Source organism: Falseniella ignava CCUG 37419, assembly GCF_000301055.1.
Lineage (GTDB): Bacteria > Bacillota > Bacilli > Lactobacillales > Aerococcaceae > Falseniella > Falseniella ignava.
In genome coordinates this window covers 806507-825142 of the sequence record NZ_JH932300.1, presented here as the reverse complement: position 1 = coordinate 825142, position 18636 = coordinate 806507, and the positions used below count along the sequence as shown (strand labels likewise).

Annotated in this window: 16 protein-coding genes; 14 read left to right on the top strand and 2 right to left on the bottom strand. The window is 38.4% G+C overall.

Features of this window, described 5'->3' with window-relative positions; all coding sequences use genetic code 11:
• A partial coding sequence (locus HMPREF9707_RS08930) for an LPXTG cell wall anchor domain-containing protein (RefSeq protein WP_006701404.1) occupies positions 1–1299 on the top strand: 1299 nt, incomplete at its 5' end.
• A 244-nt stretch (positions 1300–1543) separates the two neighbouring features.
• On the opposite strand, the gene HMPREF9707_RS08470 is transcribed toward HMPREF9707_RS08930, so the two are convergent.
• Positions 1544–2914, bottom strand: a complete 1371-nt coding sequence (locus tag HMPREF9707_RS08470) for an N-acetylmuramoyl-L-alanine amidase (RefSeq protein WP_006701403.1) — start codon at positions 2912–2914, stop codon at positions 1544–1546.
• Between the two features lie 383 nt (positions 2915–3297).
• On the opposite strand from HMPREF9707_RS08470, the gene hisS reads away from it, so the two are divergent.
• Genes hisS through HMPREF9707_RS03870 form a run of 3 tightly spaced genes read left to right on the top strand, consistent with a single transcriptional unit; the run spans position 3298 to position 7317 of the window.
• Entirely contained in the window at positions 3298–4617 is a 1320-nt protein-coding gene (hisS, locus tag HMPREF9707_RS03880) for a histidine--tRNA ligase (protein ID WP_006701402.1), read from the top strand.
• Between the two features lie 2 nt (positions 4618–4619).
• Complete coding sequence (gene aspS / locus HMPREF9707_RS03875) at positions 4620–6386, top strand: aspartate--tRNA ligase (protein ID WP_006701401.1); 1767 nt, start codon at positions 4620–4622, stop codon at positions 6384–6386.
• A 25-nt stretch (positions 6387–6411) separates the two neighbouring features.
• A complete protein-coding gene (locus HMPREF9707_RS03870; protein WP_006701400.1) occupies positions 6412–7317 on the top strand; it encodes a deoxyribonuclease IV in 906 nt (301 codons plus the stop codon).
• A gap of 60 nt (positions 7318–7377) precedes the next feature.
• Here HMPREF9707_RS03870 and HMPREF9707_RS03865 read toward each other — a convergent pair whose 3' ends face one another.
• Positions 7378–8208, bottom strand: a complete 831-nt coding sequence (locus HMPREF9707_RS03865; protein ID WP_006701399.1) for a pyruvate, water dikinase regulatory protein — start codon at positions 8206–8208, stop codon at positions 7378–7380.
• A 166-nt stretch (positions 8209–8374) separates the two neighbouring features.
• Here HMPREF9707_RS03865 and rpsU point away from each other — a divergent pair, with 166 nt between their 5' ends.
• The 10 genes from rpsU (at position 8375) to HMPREF9707_RS03815 (ending at position 18629) form a co-directional block, all read left to right on the top strand.
• Positions 8375–8548 carry a 30S ribosomal protein S21 gene (rpsU, locus tag HMPREF9707_RS03860; RefSeq protein ID WP_006701398.1) on the top strand — a complete coding sequence of 58 codons (174 nt, stop codon included), beginning with the start codon at positions 8375–8377 and terminating at the stop codon, positions 8546–8548.
• 194 nt (positions 8549–8742) lie between these two features.
• Entirely contained in the window at positions 8743–9708 is a 966-nt protein-coding gene (locus HMPREF9707_RS03855; RefSeq protein ID WP_006701397.1) for a PhoH family protein, read from the top strand.
• Positions 9709–9722: 14 nt separating this feature from the next.
• Positions 9723–10196 (top strand): rRNA maturation RNase YbeY, encoded by a 474-nt coding sequence (gene ybeY / locus HMPREF9707_RS03850; protein ID WP_006701396.1) that lies wholly within the window; start codon positions 9723–9725, stop codon positions 10194–10196.
• Positions 10180–10566 (top strand): diacylglycerol kinase family protein, encoded by a 387-nt coding sequence (locus HMPREF9707_RS03845; protein ID WP_006701395.1) that lies wholly within the window; start codon positions 10180–10182, stop codon positions 10564–10566. The genes ybeY and HMPREF9707_RS03845 overlap by 17 nt, the downstream gene beginning before the upstream one ends.
• A gap of 13 nt (positions 10567–10579) precedes the next feature.
• On the top strand, positions 10580–11485 hold the full coding sequence (gene era / locus HMPREF9707_RS03840; RefSeq protein WP_006701394.1) for a GTPase Era: 906 nt from the start codon (positions 10580–10582) through the stop codon (positions 11483–11485).
• A 15-nt stretch (positions 11486–11500) separates the two neighbouring features.
• Positions 11501–12250: a DNA repair protein RecO gene (gene recO, locus HMPREF9707_RS03835; protein ID WP_006701393.1), complete on the top strand. Its 750-nt coding sequence runs from the start codon at positions 11501–11503 to the stop codon at positions 12248–12250.
• 250 nt (positions 12251–12500) lie between these two features.
• Positions 12501–13403 carry a glycine--tRNA ligase subunit alpha gene (gene glyQ / locus HMPREF9707_RS03830; RefSeq protein ID WP_006701392.1) on the top strand — a complete coding sequence of 301 codons (903 nt, stop codon included), beginning with the start codon at positions 12501–12503 and terminating at the stop codon, positions 13401–13403.
• Entirely contained in the window at positions 13404–15446 is a 2043-nt protein-coding gene (gene glyS / locus HMPREF9707_RS03825) for a glycine--tRNA ligase subunit beta (protein WP_006701391.1), read from the top strand.
• A gap of 22 nt (positions 15447–15468) precedes the next feature.
• Entirely contained in the window at positions 15469–16776 is a 1308-nt protein-coding gene (gene obgE, locus HMPREF9707_RS03820; protein WP_006701390.1) for a GTPase ObgE, read from the top strand.
• A gap of 8 nt (positions 16777–16784) precedes the next feature.
• A complete protein-coding gene (locus tag HMPREF9707_RS03815) occupies positions 16785–18629 on the top strand; it encodes an acyltransferase family protein (RefSeq protein ID WP_006701389.1) in 1845 nt (614 codons plus the stop codon).
• Positions 18630–18636: the final 7 nt, after the last annotated feature.

Genomic DNA, 18636 nt, shown 5'->3' with positions numbered 1-18636 from the left:
ACAACAACTAAGTTCGAAGAAGGAACAACTCTAAATGAAGAAGGAACAGTTGCAGGAGACTATGTAGCAGGGGTTCAACAAGAAGTTGTATACAACTACTACAAGACCGAAACGATTACAACTAAAGGAACGTTCCAAGACCACCATAACTACTATGATGTAGAAAAAGACTTTGACGGCAACGAAATTAGCCGTGAAAAGAATGAAGAAACATCTTATGATGGAGAAAAAACTGAAGGTACAAAAGAAGGAAAAAAATACAAAACAGTTAAAGATGAAAAAGACGGCTATAAACTGACGAAGGTTGAAGGAACAGGAAAACATAACGAAGATGGTTCAGAAGCAGAAGGTAACTATAAACCAAAAGAAAATCTTGAAGTAACTTATTCATATGAGAAAGTGAAACAACCGGGCCGATTCGAAGATACGCATGAGTACTACATCGTTTATACGGACAAAGATGGTAATGAAACACGTCGTGTGAAACGATCCGAACATACAAATAATTATCAAGAAGGATTCCGAGATGAGCATCGCTTCTCAGCAATAACAGAAGAAAAAGACGGCTATAAGTTCGAGAAAATCACAGGAACAAACGACTTAGAGACACCAGACTACTATAAAGATGATAAGACTGAAGGCACGTATAAACCTGGAGAGTATCAGCGTATTACGTATATCTATACAAAGACAGAACTTGATCCAGAAATTCGAGACGAACCTGGTACGCCTGACGAACCTGGTACGCCAGACGAACCTGGTACGCCAGACGAACCTGGTACGCCAGATGAACCTGACACGCCAGATAAACCTGGCATGCCAGACGAACCCGGCACACCAGATGAACCAGGTACGCCAGACGAACCAGGTACGCCAGATGAACCAGGTACACCAGATAAGCCAGGTATGCCAGATGAACCAGGTACGCCAGACGAACAAGGTACACCAGATGAACCAGGTACGCCAGATGAACCCGGTACGCCAGATGAATCAGGTACACCAGACGAACCTGGTACACCAGATGAACCCGGTACACCAGACGAACCTGGTACGCCAGATGAACCTGGTACGCCAGATGAACCAGGCACACCAGATGAACCTGGTATGCCAGACGAACCCGGTATGCCAGAAAAGCCTAATGAGCCAATGAATAAAAATCCAAAACGCAATAATTCTTCTGATAAAGAATTACCGAATACGGGTGAATTGACGGGTGATTTTACGATATTATCTGCAGTATTGGCAATGCTAGGTGGAGTATTTACACTGGGTCGAAGCAAGAAAAGAAATGAAGATTAACTTTTAATTCATTACGGCAGGAACACTGGTCTTAATCGAACTATAATAATAAAATCTTCATAGCTATTAAAATTTATCATAGGAATTAAGCTTACCCCTTAGCTTAATTCCTATTTGTCTTGTGTTGAACATAGGTATCTATAAAAAAGTATCCATGCTCAATGAGGTATAGGAACTATGCCTTTAGTGGCATAATAAAAAGGCTGATGAAAATATTTCATCAACCTTTTTATTAATGATTCTTTTATTTAAAGTAATCTTGTAACCCTTCTGCAATTGCTTGAGCTAATTTACGTTGGTTTTCTTCTTTCGTAAAGTAAGCCAAGTCTGTTTCGTGGGTCATATAGCCGAGTTCTAATAATAGACATGGGCGATGATTGTCCCTTAGGACTTGGAAGTTACCAAAGACAATTCCGTTATTTTCCAATTCGATTGTTTTGAGTCGTTCATTAATTGTTTCAGCAAGCTCATAATCATTTTCATGGAAATAATAGGTTGCGGTACCTCCCCAAGTTGGGTCATCGAGCGCATCAAAATGGATGGATACAAATGCATCAACTTGATTATCGTTACTCATCTGGACAATCTCTTCTAAACCAATCATAATATCTTCTTCACGACTCATGATGACACGAGCACCCATTTTTTCTAGAGCTTCTTTTAGATATAAAGCGGTAGGAAGAGTGTAATCTTTCTCATGCAAAGTACCGTCTAAAGAAGAAGTTCCTGGATCCATTCCGCCATGTCCGGCATCGACGTGGATAACTGCTTCACTGATTGAAGCAGGACGTTCGGGTGTTTCATGGCCAATATAATCGCTCGCAAAGGCCACGTGACTTGAATTTAAGTAGCCTTCAATACCTTCATCATCGCGAACAAAGTAATAATCATGACCGGTTGTATCTTGATTCGTTGACAAGTATTCAAAGCGTTGGTTATAAGTCGGGTGATAAATCACGGGGCTTAATCCATCAGGATACTCATAGAGCGCTTGATTATTTTGTCGCATATAAATGATTTTACTGGCTTCTTCAGGTGTTAATCCCGCTAATAAATCATTGTTTGACGTAATACTTTCGTGTGACTTATCCGGAATATCATTTTGACTTATCAAAGTGACCTCAGAGGTTTTAATATAACCTTGATCATTTTTATAATTTATTTGTAACCAACCATTATTCTCAAAGTTAACTTTAAGATACTCATCGGCTGGGATTTGATGAATAATCGTCGAGTCAGTATGGGCGCTTTGATAAAGTGGTGTCGTTTTTTCAATATGTACTGCGAGTTCTGTGTCATCGATAGGTTGATCTTTATTCAATAACCAACTAGGCACATAACCATTTTGTTGTCCATTCACGACAACATTATACCAACCGTTCCGTTCAGAGACAATTTCTACATGGTCGCCTTTATTTAATGTTGTAATGGCAGCGCTGTTCGTAGCGGCACCCACTCTTAATGTGATAGTCTGGTTTTCAATGGTGTAAACTTCTTCACGGACCAGGGCGGTAACGGTCAGCAATGACACAATTGCAATGGTCATCGCAATAAATAATGGAAAATATTTTTCAGTATAAATTCTGATAATAAAACGTTGCAATGATTCAATCATACGGATCCTACCTTATAGTGATGTTAAAGATAATTATAACGTATTTTACGGTATAAAGCGTCTTTGTCATCGAATAGTAATATATGTCGCCAGAATGAAAAATGTTGACAATTGCACGATTTAAGCTTAAATTATATCTATATACATACTTAAATTCGATGAAGCAACTTAAATATAGAATAATTCAGAGAGCTACTGGGTGGTGTGAAGTAGTCAGCATTCTGTTTGACATTGTGGAGAAGATTCAGTTCCGTTAACGACGTTATCGTTTGAAGGTAAATCATTTTTTGATTACAAAAATAGGTGGTACCACGTTGTAATGAACGTCCTATGGCTATTTGCCATAGGGCTTTTTTAATGAATATGATAGAGAGGTTGATAAGATGATAAAGAAACCAAAAGGCACCGAAGATATTTTGCCAAGCGAGATTTATATTTGGCAGTACGTTGAAGATACTGCGCGAAATGTATTTGAAAGTTATAATTTTGAAGAAATCAGAACACCGATTTTCGAAGACTACGAGTTATTCCAACGTGGTGTAGGCGATGAGACGGATATGGTCTCAAAAGAAATGTATGATTTTGAAGATAAAGGAGGCCGTCGTATCGCTTTACGCCCAGAAGGCACAGCTTCTATCTGCCGAGCTTTTGTACAGCACAAGTTGTACGGACCAGAATATCCAAAGCCTTATAAGCTCTACTACACGGGACCGATGTTTCGTTATGAACGTCCTCAAGCTGGTCGACAACGTCAATTCAATCAAATGGGTGTCGAAGTTTTAGGGACAGACAAATGTGCGATGGATGTTGAAGTCATGGCGATGGCTTGGGACTTATTTGAGGAATTAGGTTTGACTAATATAAAGCTCGTTATTAATACGATTGGTCATCCAAAAGAGCGTCGTCAGTTTATTGACGCATTAATTGAATATTTAACACCGCACCGAGAGGAGCTGAGTGAAGATTCACGCCGAAGACTTGAGACAAATCCTCTACGTATTTTAGATTCTAAAGACGCAAAGGATCAACAATTATTAGTCAACGCGCCTAAGATTTCTGATTATTTAAGTCAAGAGAGTCTCGATAATTTTCAAAAGGTTCAATCAATGTTAGACGCATTGGAGATTCCATACGAGGTAGACCCACTCTTAGTGCGAGGTATTGATTATTATCAAGATACGATTTTTGAAATGATGGTGGAAGATGATTCCATTGGAAGTCAGTCGACCATTTGTGGAGGCGGGCGTTATGATGGCCTTGTTGAAGAATTAGGTGGACCTTCGACACCAGGATTTGGCTTTGGAATTGGCTTAGAACGATTAATTTTATTATTAAAAGACCAAAAAGTTGCTGTTCCAGAAAATGAAGCAGTGGATGTCTTCGTTATTTGTATGGGAGAAACCATTGATGCGATGGCGATGGAGATTATTCAAGCAGCTCGACAAGCTGGTTTAAAAGCGGACCGTGATTATATGGGACGCAGTATGAAATCCCAATTTAAGACAGTTGATAGATTGAAAGCAAAAACAGTCATTGTCCTCGGGGAAGACGAAGTTCAATCGCAAAGCTTTACATTGAAAAATACTGAAACACAAAAACAAATTAGCGTTAATTTATCAGATTGGTTAACACAACCGGATGTTTTTTTCCGTCAAATAACGATGGATACATCGGTAATTGATAACTACTTTAAAGGAGAATAGACATGACACAACGAACAACTTATGTAGGATTAGTTAATGAATCGATGATTGGCCAAACTTTAACTTTAAAAGGGTGGGTACAAAAGCGACGTGATTTAGGAAAATTAATTTTTGTCGATTTAAGAGACCGTGAAGGAATCTGTCAAATTGTTTTTGACTCTGAAATTTTAAAAGACCAAATGAGTGACGTCGATCAAATTCGTACGGAGTATATTATTGAAGTGACCGGTGAACTTCGTTATCGAAGTGAAGACGCAGTTAACTTAAACCATCCGACCGGTAAAATGGAATTAGTTGCAAAAGAATTTGAAATACTCACGCGTAGTAAAGTACCAGCCATCTATATTGAAGATGACCTCGATGCTTCAGAAGAAGTCCGTCTTAAATATCGTTACTTAGACCTACGTCGGCCGAAAATGTTTAAAAACTTGAAGTTAAGACATCAGGTGGTCCAATCGATTCGTAATTTCTTAAATGATGCTGGCTTTATCGACGTTGAAACACCGTTCTTAACGAAATCAACACCTGAAGGTGCACGAGATTACTTAGTGCCAACACGTCGAGAAGCGGGTGAGTTTTATGCTTTGCCGCAATCGCCTCAATTATTTAAGCAATTGTTAATGGCGGCAGGATTTGACCGTTATTATCAGATTGTTCGTTGCTTTAGAGATGAAGACTTACGGGGTGACCGTCAACCAGAATTTACTCAAGTGGACTTAGAGACCAGCTTCTTAACTCAAGCAGAAATTCAACAGTTAGCAGAAGCGATGATTAAACAAGTCATGCGTGAAGTGATGAACTTAGAATTCGATCAACCATTCCCAACAATTAGCTATGCTGAAGCAATGGCACGTTATGGGGTTGATAAGCCAGATATTCGCTTTGAGCTTGAATTACGTGATGTTACTGAATGGGCTGAGGGATGTGAATTTGGCGTCTTTAAAAATACCGTGACAAGTGGTGGAGTTGTTCAAGGGATTAACCTTAAGGGGTTAGCAGATGAGTACTCACGCAAGACAGCCGATGCACTAGCCGATGTTGTGAAGCCTTATGGTGCTAAAGGTCTAGCATGGGTTAAATTAACTGACGAAGGTTTAAACGGACCGATTGCAAAATTCTTTGATGAAAAAGACTTAGCCGTGTTCCAAGAGAAGTTAGCACTTGAAGAAGGGGATATCGTCTTCTTTGTGGCGGATCAACTTGAAGTAACGCAAGCGGCATTGGGTGCTTTACGTAATCATTTAGGTAAAGTTCACCAATTATATGATGAAGATGAGTTTGCCTTTATTTGGGTGGTAGATTGGCCACTCTTAGAGTATGATGAAGAATCAGAGCGCTATGTGGCAATGCATCATCCGTTTACCTCACCACAAAATAAAGATATTGAAGCACTTAAAGCTAACCCGAAAGAAGCTTTAGCAAATGCCTATGACATTGTCCTTAACGGTTATGAATTAGGTGGAGGTAGTGTCAGAATCAATGATAAAGCCTTACAAGATGAAATGTTTAGCTTACTCGGCTTTACACCTGAACAAGCACAGAGCCAATTTGGTTTCTTATTAGATGCGATGGAATATGGATTCCCACCACACGGAGGAATTGCACTTGGATTAGATCGCTTTATTATGTTGTTGGCTAAAGAACCAAATATTCGTGAAGTGATTGCCTTTCCAAAGACAGGTCGTGGTTACGACGTAATGATGGAAGCACCAAACCATGTGGCACAAGATCAATTAGATGAATTACATTTAACAGTGAAAAAAGACTAGTGTTATCACTTAGAAAGGAGTTCGTATGTTATTAGGATCACACGTTTCTCTAAAAGGGAAGGAAATGCTATTAGGATCAGTTAAAGAAGCGGCATCTTATGGCAGTAATGTTTTTATGGTTTATACCGGGGCTCCTCAAAATACGACCCGTAAACCCATTGAGACGTTCAATATTGAAGAGAGTTATCAATTGATGAAAGAAGTGGGTATTGAATTCTTTACAGTACATGCGCCATACATTGTTAACTTAGCCAATACGACGAAGGAAGGCTATCATGATTTTGCGATTGAGTTTCTCCGTGAAGAATTAGACCGTACGATGGCTTTAGGAGCAAATCAAATTACGTTACACCCTGGAGCGCATGTTGGAGCAGGCGTAGATGTTGGCATTCAACAAATTATTCACGGTTTGAATCATATTTTATCTCCAGACGATACAGTTCAAATAGCCTTAGAAACAATGGCCGGGAAAGGAACAGAAATAGGGCGCACCTTTGAAGAGTTAGCCCAAATTATCGATGGGGTCACCCATAATGATAAATTATCGGTTACCTTTGATACGTGTCATGTCTTTGATGCAGGTTATGATATTAAAAATGATTTTGATGGTGTGTTAAATGAGTTCGATAAAATTATCGGCCTCGATCGACTGAAAGTACTCCATATTAATGATTCTAAGAATCCATCAGGATCACATAAAGACCGACATGCTAATGTCGGCGAAGGGAATATTGGTTTTGAGACATTAAATTACATTGTTCATCATCCACAATTAAACGGTATTCCAAAAATTTTAGAGACACCTTGGGTAGCGGATCCAGAAAAAGATAAGGTGAAATATCCTCCTTATAAATATGAAATTGAAATGCTACGAAAAGAAGCGTATAACCCGCAACTAATTAAGCAAATTATCGAAACAAAAGGTCAATAATAAAAAGGGTCCCTAACAATCGATTGAATTGCTAGGGACTTTTAATCCATATTTAAGATTTTACCAGCGTGGTTTATGAGGTAAGTTTAATACATCTAAGATAATCACGGAAGATTCCTCAATGCTCCGTTCCGATACATTAATCACCGGACATTGGAGCTTCTGATAGATACTTTCAGCATAGGCTAATTCCTCGTCAACGCGCTCTTTCGATGCGTAACGTGTCGCGCTACTTAACCCAAATTCACTCATACGTTTTTGGCGATGATTACAAATAATATCTGCATTATTCGTTAGACCAACAATTTTTGATGAAGGAATTTCGAATAATATTGGGGTAATTTCTTTTTCAGGAATTAAAGGTAAGTTCGTTACTTTATAACCTAAAGTCCCTAAGTACATACTCAAAGGTGTTTTACCCGTCCGGCTAACTCCTAAAATTACAATATCAGCTTCTTTTAACGCTTCGGGATTTTTACCATCATCATTATTTAATGTAAATTCAATCGCTTTAATTCGGTTAAAGTATTGATCTGACAACTCAAATTGTGAACCTTTTAAGCCAACGGGTTTAATCCCAGTACGTTGTTCAATATCCTTAGTAAAAGGTTGAATTAAATTATGAATGACTAAGCTATTTTCCGCCGCAAAAGCTTCGGCAATATAAGCTTGATGCGAGTTTGAAATAGTCATAAATATGATGCCGTGGGTATGTTTGGCTGATTCGAGCGCTTCAATTAATTGTTGTTCATTTTCGATTAAAATGTGTTTATGAATCTCGTATTCCATTTCTGGGAATTGAGCGACCGTCGCTTGGGCGACTTTCGTCGCTGTCGCGCCAATCGAGTCTGAAATGATATGAATGTGTAGCAGTTTATTATCGATCGACATAAGCTCCTCCTGCGTGTTGTACCCTTATTTTATCACAACATATGCTTAATTGCATTGAGATAATATCATTTGTTTGAGAGGGGTTGATTTATTGCTTGGGATTCATTATAATGTTAAAGACTTTATAAAGCTATAAAGTACTCAAGCTCGGGAGGGGGGATTCATAATGTCTAAAACTGTAGTTCGTGATAACGAATCATTAGAAGACGCTCTTCGACGCTTCAAACGCGACGTTTCTAAGACAGGTACTCTAAGAGAGGCACGTAAACGTGAATATTACGAGAAGCCTAGTGTAAGACGTAAGAAAAAATCAGAAGCTGCTCGTAAGCGTAAATACTAATTCATTACGACTCGTAATGGGTAGGTCTGATTTAGTTTGAATTGTTCGAGGGAGAATTCATTCTAAAGACCCACAATCTTAATGATTTAATAAAGGTGAGATTCATTTCGTTGAATCTTGCCTTTTTTTATTGGGTTGGAAGGCTAATTTGTAGTAGAATAGAGGTAAGACTATTAGACAAAGGAGTTAATTATTTGAATCCATCAGAATCTTATACGCAAGTCGTCAAAGTAACGAATTCAGAATGGTTAATGAGCTTATTAGGAACGCAAGATAAATACGTTAAATTAATCGAAGATTATTACGATGTCGCGATTAGTAACCGTGGTGAAGATATTACGATTCAAGGTCAAGATGAAGCATCAGTTCTGCAAGTCCGTTCGATTTATTTAAGTATGCTTGAATTGCTAGCAAAAGGATTTCAACCTAAGACCGTAGATTTTGTCACTGCAATTAAGATGGCTAAGAAAGGCACGATTGATCATTTTGTAGATCTTCATTCCGAACAAATCAGTCGTACTTATGATGGTAAGCCAATTTATGCTAAAAATTATGGGCAATTAAGTTATGTTCAAGCAACACGGAAACGAGATATTGTCTTTGGCATCGGTCCTGCAGGAACAGGGAAAACTTATTTAGCCGTAGTTTTGGCGGTACAAGCATTAAAAAATGGTCAGGTGAAGCGAATTATCTTAACACGACCGGCTGTGGAAGCAGGTGAGCGTTTAGGATTCTTACCAGGAGACCTCAAAGAGAAGGTTGATCCGTATTTAAGACCCATCTATGATGCACTTTATTCTGTTTTAGGTAAAGAACATACTGAACGTCTTATCGAACGTGAAGTCATTGAGATTGCGCCACTTGCGTATATGCGTGGACGTACGTTAGATGATGCTTTCGTGATCTTAGATGAGGCTCAAAATACAACGATTGCTCAAATGAAAATGTTTCTTACAAGACTTGGCTTTGGTTCTAAAATGATTGTGAACGGGGACCATACGCAAATTGATTTAATGCCCGGTGTGAAGTCAGGGTTAATTGATGCTGAAGAGAAATTGAGTGGTCTCAAACGACTTGAGTTTGTCTATTTTGATGCTTATGATGTTGTACGTCACCCGGCCGTTGCGGATATTATTCGTGCGTATAGCAATGAAGAGTAAACGGAGGGATTGCATTGATTATCGATATTATGGATGAAGGCGAACGCTTAAACTCAGACCAATATGAATTGATTGAAAGAATTGTTAAATTAACTGCCGAACGACTCTCGCTACAACCAGAAATTGAAGTGGATATTTCAATCGTAACGGATCGCGAGATCCATGAACTAAACTTAAATTATCGGGGGATTGATCGCCCGACAGATGTATTAAGTTTTGCGTTGGAAGAAGGTGAACCAGATTCTTGGTCAGAATTGAGCCAAATGAATGTTGGCTTAAATCGTCATTTGGGCGATATTATTATTTCTTATGATCAAGCTGTTCGTCAATCTGAAGAGTATCGCCATTCTCTTGATCGTGAGCTGGCCTTTTTGACCGTACATGGATTCTTACATCTTAATGGCTATGATCATCAGACCGTAGAAGAGGAACAAGAAATGTTCCAACTGCAAGAGGAGGTCTTGAAAGATTATGGACTTGAACGATAATTCAAAGGCCAAGCAGCAAATTAAGTTATACCAATCTTTTCGTTGTGCACTTCAGGGGATTACAGGCCCAATATTAAAAGAGCGGAATTTCAAGATACAATTAGCTTTTGGACTATGTACAATTCTATTGAGCGCTTACTTTCAAATTCAACGTATTGAGTGGATAATTATCATACTGTGTGTTGGGCTAGTCTTAGCATTGGAATTGATAAATTTTGCGATTGAACGGACTGTTGACCTGGCATCGGATTATCATTATCATGAATTGGCTAAATGGGCCAAAGATGCTAGTGCCGGGGCAGTTTTGTTAGCATCCATCGTCACAGTGATAATTGGCGTACTAATTTTTTATCCTTATCTTTTAAATTGAACGAGGTGATATATTGAACACAAATTTTAAATCTGGTTTTATTTCGATTATTGGACGACCGAATGTTGGAAAATCAACGTTAATTAATCGATTTGTAGGCCAAAAGATTGCAATTATGTCGGATAAGCCACAAACGACTCGTAATCGAATTCAAGGTGTCTTAACGAATGAAGAAGGTCAAATTATCTTTATTGATACACCTGGTATTCATAAGCCAAAACACGCCTTAGGTGACTTTATGGTTCAGACGGCGTTAAAGTCTACCCGAGGTGTGGATGGTGTTTTAGTGGTCGTTAATGCTACAGAACCCATTGGACCCGGAGACCGGGTAGTACTTGATCATGTTAAATTACTAGATATCCCTAAATTTTTAGTGATTAATAAAGTGGATTTAATTGATCAAAGTGAAATTTTTGATATTATTAAAACTTATACCGATGAGTATGAATTCGATGAGGTTATTCCAATCAGTGCAACTGAAGGCTACAATACCGATATTCTTTTAGATAAAATTATGTCTATCTTGCCAACAGGTCCTCAATACTATCCCGCTGACCAAGTGGTCGATCATCCGGAGTACTTTATTGTTCAAGAGTTAATTCGTGAGAAAGTACTCCATTTAACTCGCGAGGAAATTCCACATTCAGTGGCAGTTCAAGTGGAATCGATGCATCGCGATGTGGAAGATCAATCGGTTGAAATACAGGCTGTGATCATTGTTGAACGTAAATCACAAAAAGGAATCATTATTGGCAGTCAAGGTAAGATGATTCGCAATATTCGCAAACGAGCCGAAAAAGATATCGAAGTCTTACTCGGTTCGAAAGCTTACCTTGAAATTTGGGTAAAAGTTCAAAATAGTTGGCGTGATCGTCGTCATTTCTTAAATGAATACGGCTATCGTCCGGATGAATATTAATGGATTAAGTTCATCATGAGAACAAATTTTAAGGGGATTGTTTTATTTACGCGACCTTACCGTGAAAAAGATGGCTTGGTTAAGATTTTTACGGAAGATCAAGGGACCCAGATGTTCTTTGTTCGCGGTTTTAATCAAGCGACGCATACTTTAAAGAGTCAATTGATTCCCCTCACGTATAATGATTATTGGGGAACCATCAATCAAGAAGGGATGTCTTTTCTGCAAGAAGCTCGGACACTAAATTTTTACCGACCAATTCATGAAGATATTGAAAAGCATGCATACGGTATCTATCTTGCGCAATTAATTGATGCGTCAATCAATGACCGAGAAAATCATCCGGAACTCTTTGCTTTGTTGCAAGATGCACTTGAATTGATGGTGAAGTCGACCATGTATCCGGTGATAGCAACCTATGTTGAGTTGTTTTTACTGCCATATTTTGGGGTGCACTTCGATTTTCATCATTGTGTCGTTTGCCATAAACCACATTACGAGATGGATTTCAGTATGAGACTTAATGGGATGCTCTGTTCGGACCATGCCCATCTCGATGAAATGCGTTGGCTACTTTCACCGAAAGTGGTGTATTTGCTACAAGTACTGTCAAAAGCAAAGTTAAAGCAAATTCGATCGATTGATGTCTCTGATGAGACATTGAAAATGTTACGCGATTTTATGAGTGCACTTTACCAGGAGTATGTAGGTATTCGATTGAAGAGTAAATCTTATCTAGATAAACTACAAAAATATTTAACGTAAACCGTTGATTAGCATTGACTAACGAGTGAATTATGTATAAAATTTGGTTAGAGCATTGAATGAAGATAATGAAGCGAATCTAGGACAGTGAGAGCTAGATTGAATCGATGGCAGCTCGTCAAAACTTATATAAATATACTTTAAAGTGCAGATCGTGATCTGAATTAGGGTGGAACCGCGAAGTTAATTCGTCCCTATGATTATTTAATAATCATAGGGACGCTTTTTATATTTATGGAGGAGGAAAAGCATGGTTAATTCTGTCCAAGAAATGATTTTAACGTTACAAAATTTTTGGTCTGAGCAAGGATGTTTGATTTTGCAAAGCTATGACAGTGAGAAAGGGGCGGGGACAATGAGTCCTTATACCTTTATTCGTTCACTTGGCCCAGAGCCTTGGAATGCTGCCTACGTTGAACCATCGAGACGTCCTGCTGATGGCCGTTATGGTGAGAATCCGAATCGTCTCTATCAACATCATCAATTTCAAGTGGTAATGAAGCCGTCCCCAATTAATATTCAAGAATTGTATTTGGCGAGTATTGAACAGCTTGGAATCAATCCCTTAGAACATGATATCCGCTTTGTTGAAGATAACTGGGAGAATCCTTCACTTGGATGTTCTGGTTTAGGATGGGAAGTGTGGATTGATGGGATGGAAGTTACACAATTTACTTATTTCCAAACTGTGGGTGGTCAACGATGTTATCCTGTAACGAGCGAGATTACCTATGGTATTGAGCGACTAGCGATGTATTTACTCAATGTGGATAATGTTTATGAATTACCCTGGGCTCCAGGTGTAAAATACGGTGATATCTTTCAACAACCTGAACGTGAGCACTCGATTTATTCCTTTGAAGAAAGTAACGGTGAGATGTTGTATTCACTCTTTACTCAGTATGAACAAGAAGCATTGCGCTTAATTGAATTAGGCTTGATTCATCCAGCTTATGATTATGTTTTAAAATGCAGTCATACTTTTAACTTGTTAGATGCACGAGGTTATATATCAGTGTCAGATCGTGCTGGATATCTCGCACGAGTTCGTAAAATGGCACGTGAAATCGCACAACAATTTATTGCCGAGCGTGAGAAATTAGGGTTCCCGCTTTTAAATGAAGAATCCCCTACGGAAGGAGCGTCAAAATAAATGGCAGAATATCTATTAGAATTAGGTTTAGAAGAAATTCCTTCACGATTTATTGATGATTTGAGTCAACAATTGGCTCAATTAGTGAACGATTATTTTAAAGCGCAACGTTTATCGTTCGATTCGGTATCGCGCTATTCAACACCACGCCGCCTTGCAGTGATTGTGCATGGTCTAGCAGAAAAACAAACGGATCATCAAGAACTTGTTAAAGGCCCCGCTTTAAGAATTGCTCAAAATGACCAAAAACAATGGACAAAAGCGGCAGAGGGTTTTGTTCGTGGTCAAGGTGCGACGACAGATGATATTGAAATTCAATCGATTAAGGGAGAAGATTATATCTTCGTTAATAAGTTTGAGGCCGGAGTTCCAGCTGAAGAGGTTATTCAAAATATTAGTCAAGTTTTTGATAAATTAGTTTTCCCAGTCAGCATGACTTGGGGAATGGAGAAAAAAGCTTTCATTCGTCCGCTACATTGGATTGTCTCTTTATATGACGATCAAGTCATTCCGATTGAATACTTGTACTTAACCGCAGATCGTTATACTGAAGGACATCGTTTCCTTGGAGAACGGGTATTTCTATCACATCCGAATGCGTATCTCGATACGTTACGTGAGCAATACGTTATAGCAGATGTACAAGAGCGTGAAAATACAATTCGCGAGCAAATCGCGAAGCTTGCGAATGAAAACCATTGGATTGTTCCAATGGATGCATCACTACTTGAAGAAGTGAATAACTTGATTGAATGGCCTACCGCATTTTGTGGGACTTTTGAACCGGAATTCCTTGAATTGCCTCCGGTTGTCTTAACTACGACCATGAAGGAACATCAACGTTATTTCTATGTATTAGATAAGGCAACGGATGAACTCCTACCTTACTTTATTAGTGTACGTAACGGCAATGCAGATCATCTTGAAAATGTCGTTCATGGTAATGAGAAAGTATTGCGTGCTAGATTGGATGATGCGCTATTCTTCTATCGTGAGGATATGAAGCATTCAGTAGATTATTTTGTGGAAAAATTAAGTCATATTAAAGAACACTACCAATTAGATACATTGGCTGCAAAACAAAAACGTGTGATCAAAATTATCGAGCAATTAGTTCGGCCATTGAATTTAGAAGCTGCAGATGTGGAGTCAGCACTACACGCTGCTAAAATTTATAAATTTGACCTTGCGACGTTGATGGTCGATGAATTAAGCGAGCTCCAAGGAATTATCGGTGGCGTCTATGCTGAGAAATTCGGTATTGAATCATCGATCGCCCAAGCAATTTCAGAGCAATATTTACCAAATCAAAGTGGTGGCGCATTGCCTAAATCAATTGCAGGTTCCGTTCTAGCATTGGCTGATAAGATTGATACATTAATTCAATACTTCAACGTAGGTATTATTCCATCTGGATCAAGTGACCCTTATGGACTTCGTCGACAAGCTATTGGGATGGTTGAAATATTAGTAGCAAATCAATGGTCATTGAATCTTGATGCGATGGATCGTATTATACATGCTATGGATACGTCACTTACCCAATCAGACTTAAAGAAAAAAATTGTTGAATTTATTCGTGCGCGCTTAGAAAAACACTTACAAAATCTGCAAGTCGATTACGATATTATTGATGGCGTTGCGCATGCTCATCAACTGAATCCGTATCGTCAAATTCATTTTGCACTAAAACTTCAACAACTTAAACAAGAGCAGCCTGAACTGTTTCAGTCTATGATTGAAGCACTTAGCCGAGTGATGAATATTGCTGGCGATAAAGAGGAAAGTGAAATTTCCATTCAATCAGACTTATCTCAGAGTAATTCGGAAGAAATTTTAATTCAAAAAGTTTCTCAATTACAATCAGAAGATTCCATCCAACAGTGGGTAGATTTAGTTAAGCCAATTAAAGAATATTTTGAAGAGAATTTAGTAAACCATGAAGACGAAACAATTCGAATCAATCGTATGAATACGATGGCTCGTTTATCAAAATATATTCGTCAAGAAATGGATCCGAGATTAATTATTTATAAATTTTAATCATTAAAATGGAGGTGAAAATATGTCCTCATTAATCGATTATGTTCAAGTGAATGTAAAAGCCGGTAAGGGAGGGGACGGGATGGTTGCATTCCGTCGTGAAAAATATGTCCCAGATGGCGGTCCGGCAGGTGGAGATGGCGGTCGAGGTGGGAGTATCTATTTTCAAGTAGATGAAGGCTTAAGAACCTTACTTGATTTCCGCTATCACCGTCATATTAAAGCCAAAAATGGCGAGAATGGCATGAGTAAAAATAAATACGGTGCTGATGCTGAAGATGCTTATATCAGTGTCCCACCTGGAACAATTGTTCGTCGAGCGGATAATCAGCAATTAATCGCTGATTTAGTGGAGCACAACCAAGTTGCACTGATTGCCAAAGGAGGCCGTGGCGGGCGCGGCAATGTTAAGTTTGCTACGCATAAAAACCCAGCGCCTTCAATTGCTGAAAATGGTGAACCCGGTGAAGAATTTGATGTTATTTTAGAGCTGAAGATGATTGCTGATATTGGAATTGTAGGTTTACCAAGCGCTGGGAAATCAACACTCCTATCTGTAGTAAGTAATGCGAAACCGAAAATTGCTGACTATCACTTTACAACGTTAGAGCCAAATCTCGGTGTAGTGAAGGTTGATTCAGACCATGAATTTATCGTGGCGGATATGCCAGGATTAATTGAAGGTGCGTCTGAAGGTGTTGGGTTAGGGATTCAATTCTTAAAGCATATCGAACGAACGAAAGCATTATGGCATGTCCTAGATATGAGTGGAGAGTATGTAGATCCGTTTGAAAGTTATTTAACGGTTCAAGAAGAAATTGGTCAATATAATGAACTGATTTTAGATCGCCCAAGTATTATTGTAGCGAATAAAATGGATACATTCGATGCGAAAGAGAATCTAGAATTATTTAAAACGTCATTAGCAGAATACTATCAATCGATTGACCGGGATCAGCCACCAGTAATAGAGATTAGTGCCTGGCAAAATAAAGGCACGGCTTCACTAATTCAATTGACACAATCTATTTTGGCTTCTGCTGAAGAGATTGCGCTGTTTGAAGAGGAAGCAGAAGATCAAGTGGTCTATCAACTTGAAACACCTGAACCGGACTTTGTAATTCATCAGATCAGTGAATCGGAATGGGAGATTACGGGCGCTCGTATTGAGAAACTTTTTGCAATGACAAACTTAGCACATGATGAAAGTTTGGCGCGTTTTGCACGTCAAATGCGTAGAATGGGAATTGATGATGCCTTACGAGAACAAGGAGCACAAAATGGTGATATTATCACAATCTCAGGCTATCAATTCGAGTTCTTAGATTAGGTGATATTATGGGAAACAATCAAACTAAGCAGCGTTTGGCCATTTTTGATGGCTATAAGGGTTTTTCAATCATTGCGATTATTTTATATTACTTCTATCAACATCTTTTACCTGGAGGCTATTTAGCGGTTAACTTTTTCTTACTAGTCGCAGGGTTCTTTAACTTTAGGTACTTTTATGTTCGCGATCTGCAACATCGACCATTGTCAGCTTTGCATTTTTATCGCCGACGCTTTGAACGATTATTCTTTCCGATGTTGGCAATGATTCTTTCCACGGGAACAATCATCCTATTGTTTGCGAGAGATTTTATGTTCAATTTAAGGAATATGGCGTTATCTTCATTACTATTTGTAAATAATTATTATCAAATTTTTAACGAACAATCCTATTTTGTTCAGGCAGCTAATCCAAGTCCATTTACGCACTTGTGGTATGTTGGAATTTTAGCGCAGTTAATTTTACTAACGCCAGTTCTTTTCTTCTTATTTTATTCATGGCATAGAAAACCATCGTATGCAACGAATATGTTGTTAATTGTGTCTGCTGTTTCTGCTGGATACATGGCGTTTCGCTACCAGGATGGCATGGATCCAACGGGAGTATATTATAGTGTGTTAACTCGTGCATCGGCTTATACTTTTGGGGCAGCAATTGGTCTATTGTTCCCAATCCAACTAAATCCAAAGCCATTGCAACGCCAAGCAAAATTGATTCTTAATAGTGTTGGAACAGTCTGCCTGATTTTGATGATTATTATGATGAAATTTATGTATGGAACGCAACCTTTTGCTTATCGGTTTGGAATGACGCTCTACACGATAGTGGCAGGATTATTCCTAATTGCAACAATCCATTCGGATACATTTTGGCATAAAGTTTTAAGTTTAAAAATCTTTACCTTTTTAGGTCAGCGAAGCTATTCATATTATTTATGGTTCTATCCTGTATATTTAATTATTGCTCGTTTTATCCGGCCTTTGAACCTGTCATTTGGAATGAATATGGCCTGTCAATTTATTATTTTGATGATTTTAGCTGAAATCAATTATCAATTCTTTGAACTACAACGAGTGTCATTACCGTTAGGACAAGATTTTAATATTCGTAAGAGTATATTCCAATTTAAGTTTTTGAAAAATCATCCGCATAAATTAAAATCCATTAAGATTTTTACCGCAAGTTATGCATTAATAGCCATACTGGGTTTTGCGGGGATTATTGCTGCACCTGAAACCAAAGGAGATACGGCGAATAATATTCAATCTGTAATTGAGAAAAACAAAAAACTTATTGAAGAAACACAAAATGAAAATACAGACTCAACTAAAATTGTAAATAATATTGAAGGTCTCGATCAGCAAGAATTATTATATGCTAATGGGCTTGAAGTAACTTTTATTGGAGATTCTGTTTTACTAGCGGCTGCGGATGAGGTGCGCCAAGTCTTTCCAAAGTCGGTCATTAACGGAGAAGTCGGTCGTCAACTCTATAATAGTGTAAGTACGATTCATTCATTAAATAATCAAAATCTAATGAAACCGACAGTGGTAACCACACTTGGCAATAATGGGACTTTCACACCAGGTCAAATTAATGATTATATTAATGCAATCGGTCAAAATCATGATATTTTCTTTGTAACAGCTACTGCGGATCGTTCATGGGTAGCGGATGCGAACAGAGAGATTTACTCGGCGGCAGAACGATTTGGCAATGTTCATGTCATTGATTGGGCAAGTTATTCTCAAAATCATCAGTCATGGAACGAGGATGATTTTGGTCATTTAACCGAAGAAGGCTCCCAAGAATTTGCGAAGTATATTGCAAGTGAATTATTTAGACAGAGGTAATGATGGA

What these genes read in the sequence shown, in the direction of transcription:
- HMPREF9707_RS08470 (WP_006701403.1), bottom strand. Translation starts at nt 2,914, where the DNA reads ATGATTGAATCATTGCAACGTTTTATTATCAGAATTTATACTGAAAAA.
- hisS (WP_006701402.1), top strand. Translation starts at nt 3,298, where the DNA reads ATGATAAAGAAACCAAAAGGCACCGAAGATATTTTGCCAAGCGAGATT.
- aspS (WP_006701401.1), top strand. Translation starts at nt 4,620, where the DNA reads ATGACACAACGAACAACTTATGTAGGATTAGTTAATGAATCGATGATT.
- HMPREF9707_RS03870 (WP_006701400.1), top strand. Translation starts at nt 6,412, where the DNA reads ATGTTATTAGGATCACACGTTTCTCTAAAAGGGAAGGAAATGCTATTA.
- HMPREF9707_RS03865 (WP_006701399.1), bottom strand. Translation starts at nt 8,208, where the DNA reads ATGTCGATCGATAATAAACTGCTACACATTCATATCATTTCAGACTCG.
- rpsU (WP_006701398.1), top strand. Translation starts at nt 8,375, where the DNA reads ATGTCTAAAACTGTAGTTCGTGATAACGAATCATTAGAAGACGCTCTT.
- HMPREF9707_RS03845 (WP_006701395.1), top strand. Translation starts at nt 10,180, where the DNA reads ATGGACTTGAACGATAATTCAAAGGCCAAGCAGCAAATTAAGTTATAC.
- recO (WP_006701393.1), top strand. Translation starts at nt 11,501, where the DNA reads ATGAGAACAAATTTTAAGGGGATTGTTTTATTTACGCGACCTTACCGT.
- glyQ (WP_006701392.1), top strand. Translation starts at nt 12,501, where the DNA reads ATGGTTAATTCTGTCCAAGAAATGATTTTAACGTTACAAAATTTTTGG.
- glyS (WP_006701391.1), top strand. Translation starts at nt 13,404, where the DNA reads ATGGCAGAATATCTATTAGAATTAGGTTTAGAAGAAATTCCTTCACGA.
- obgE (WP_006701390.1), top strand. Translation starts at nt 15,469, where the DNA reads ATGTCCTCATTAATCGATTATGTTCAAGTGAATGTAAAAGCCGGTAAG.
- HMPREF9707_RS03815 (WP_006701389.1), top strand. Translation starts at nt 16,785, where the DNA reads ATGGGAAACAATCAAACTAAGCAGCGTTTGGCCATTTTTGATGGCTAT.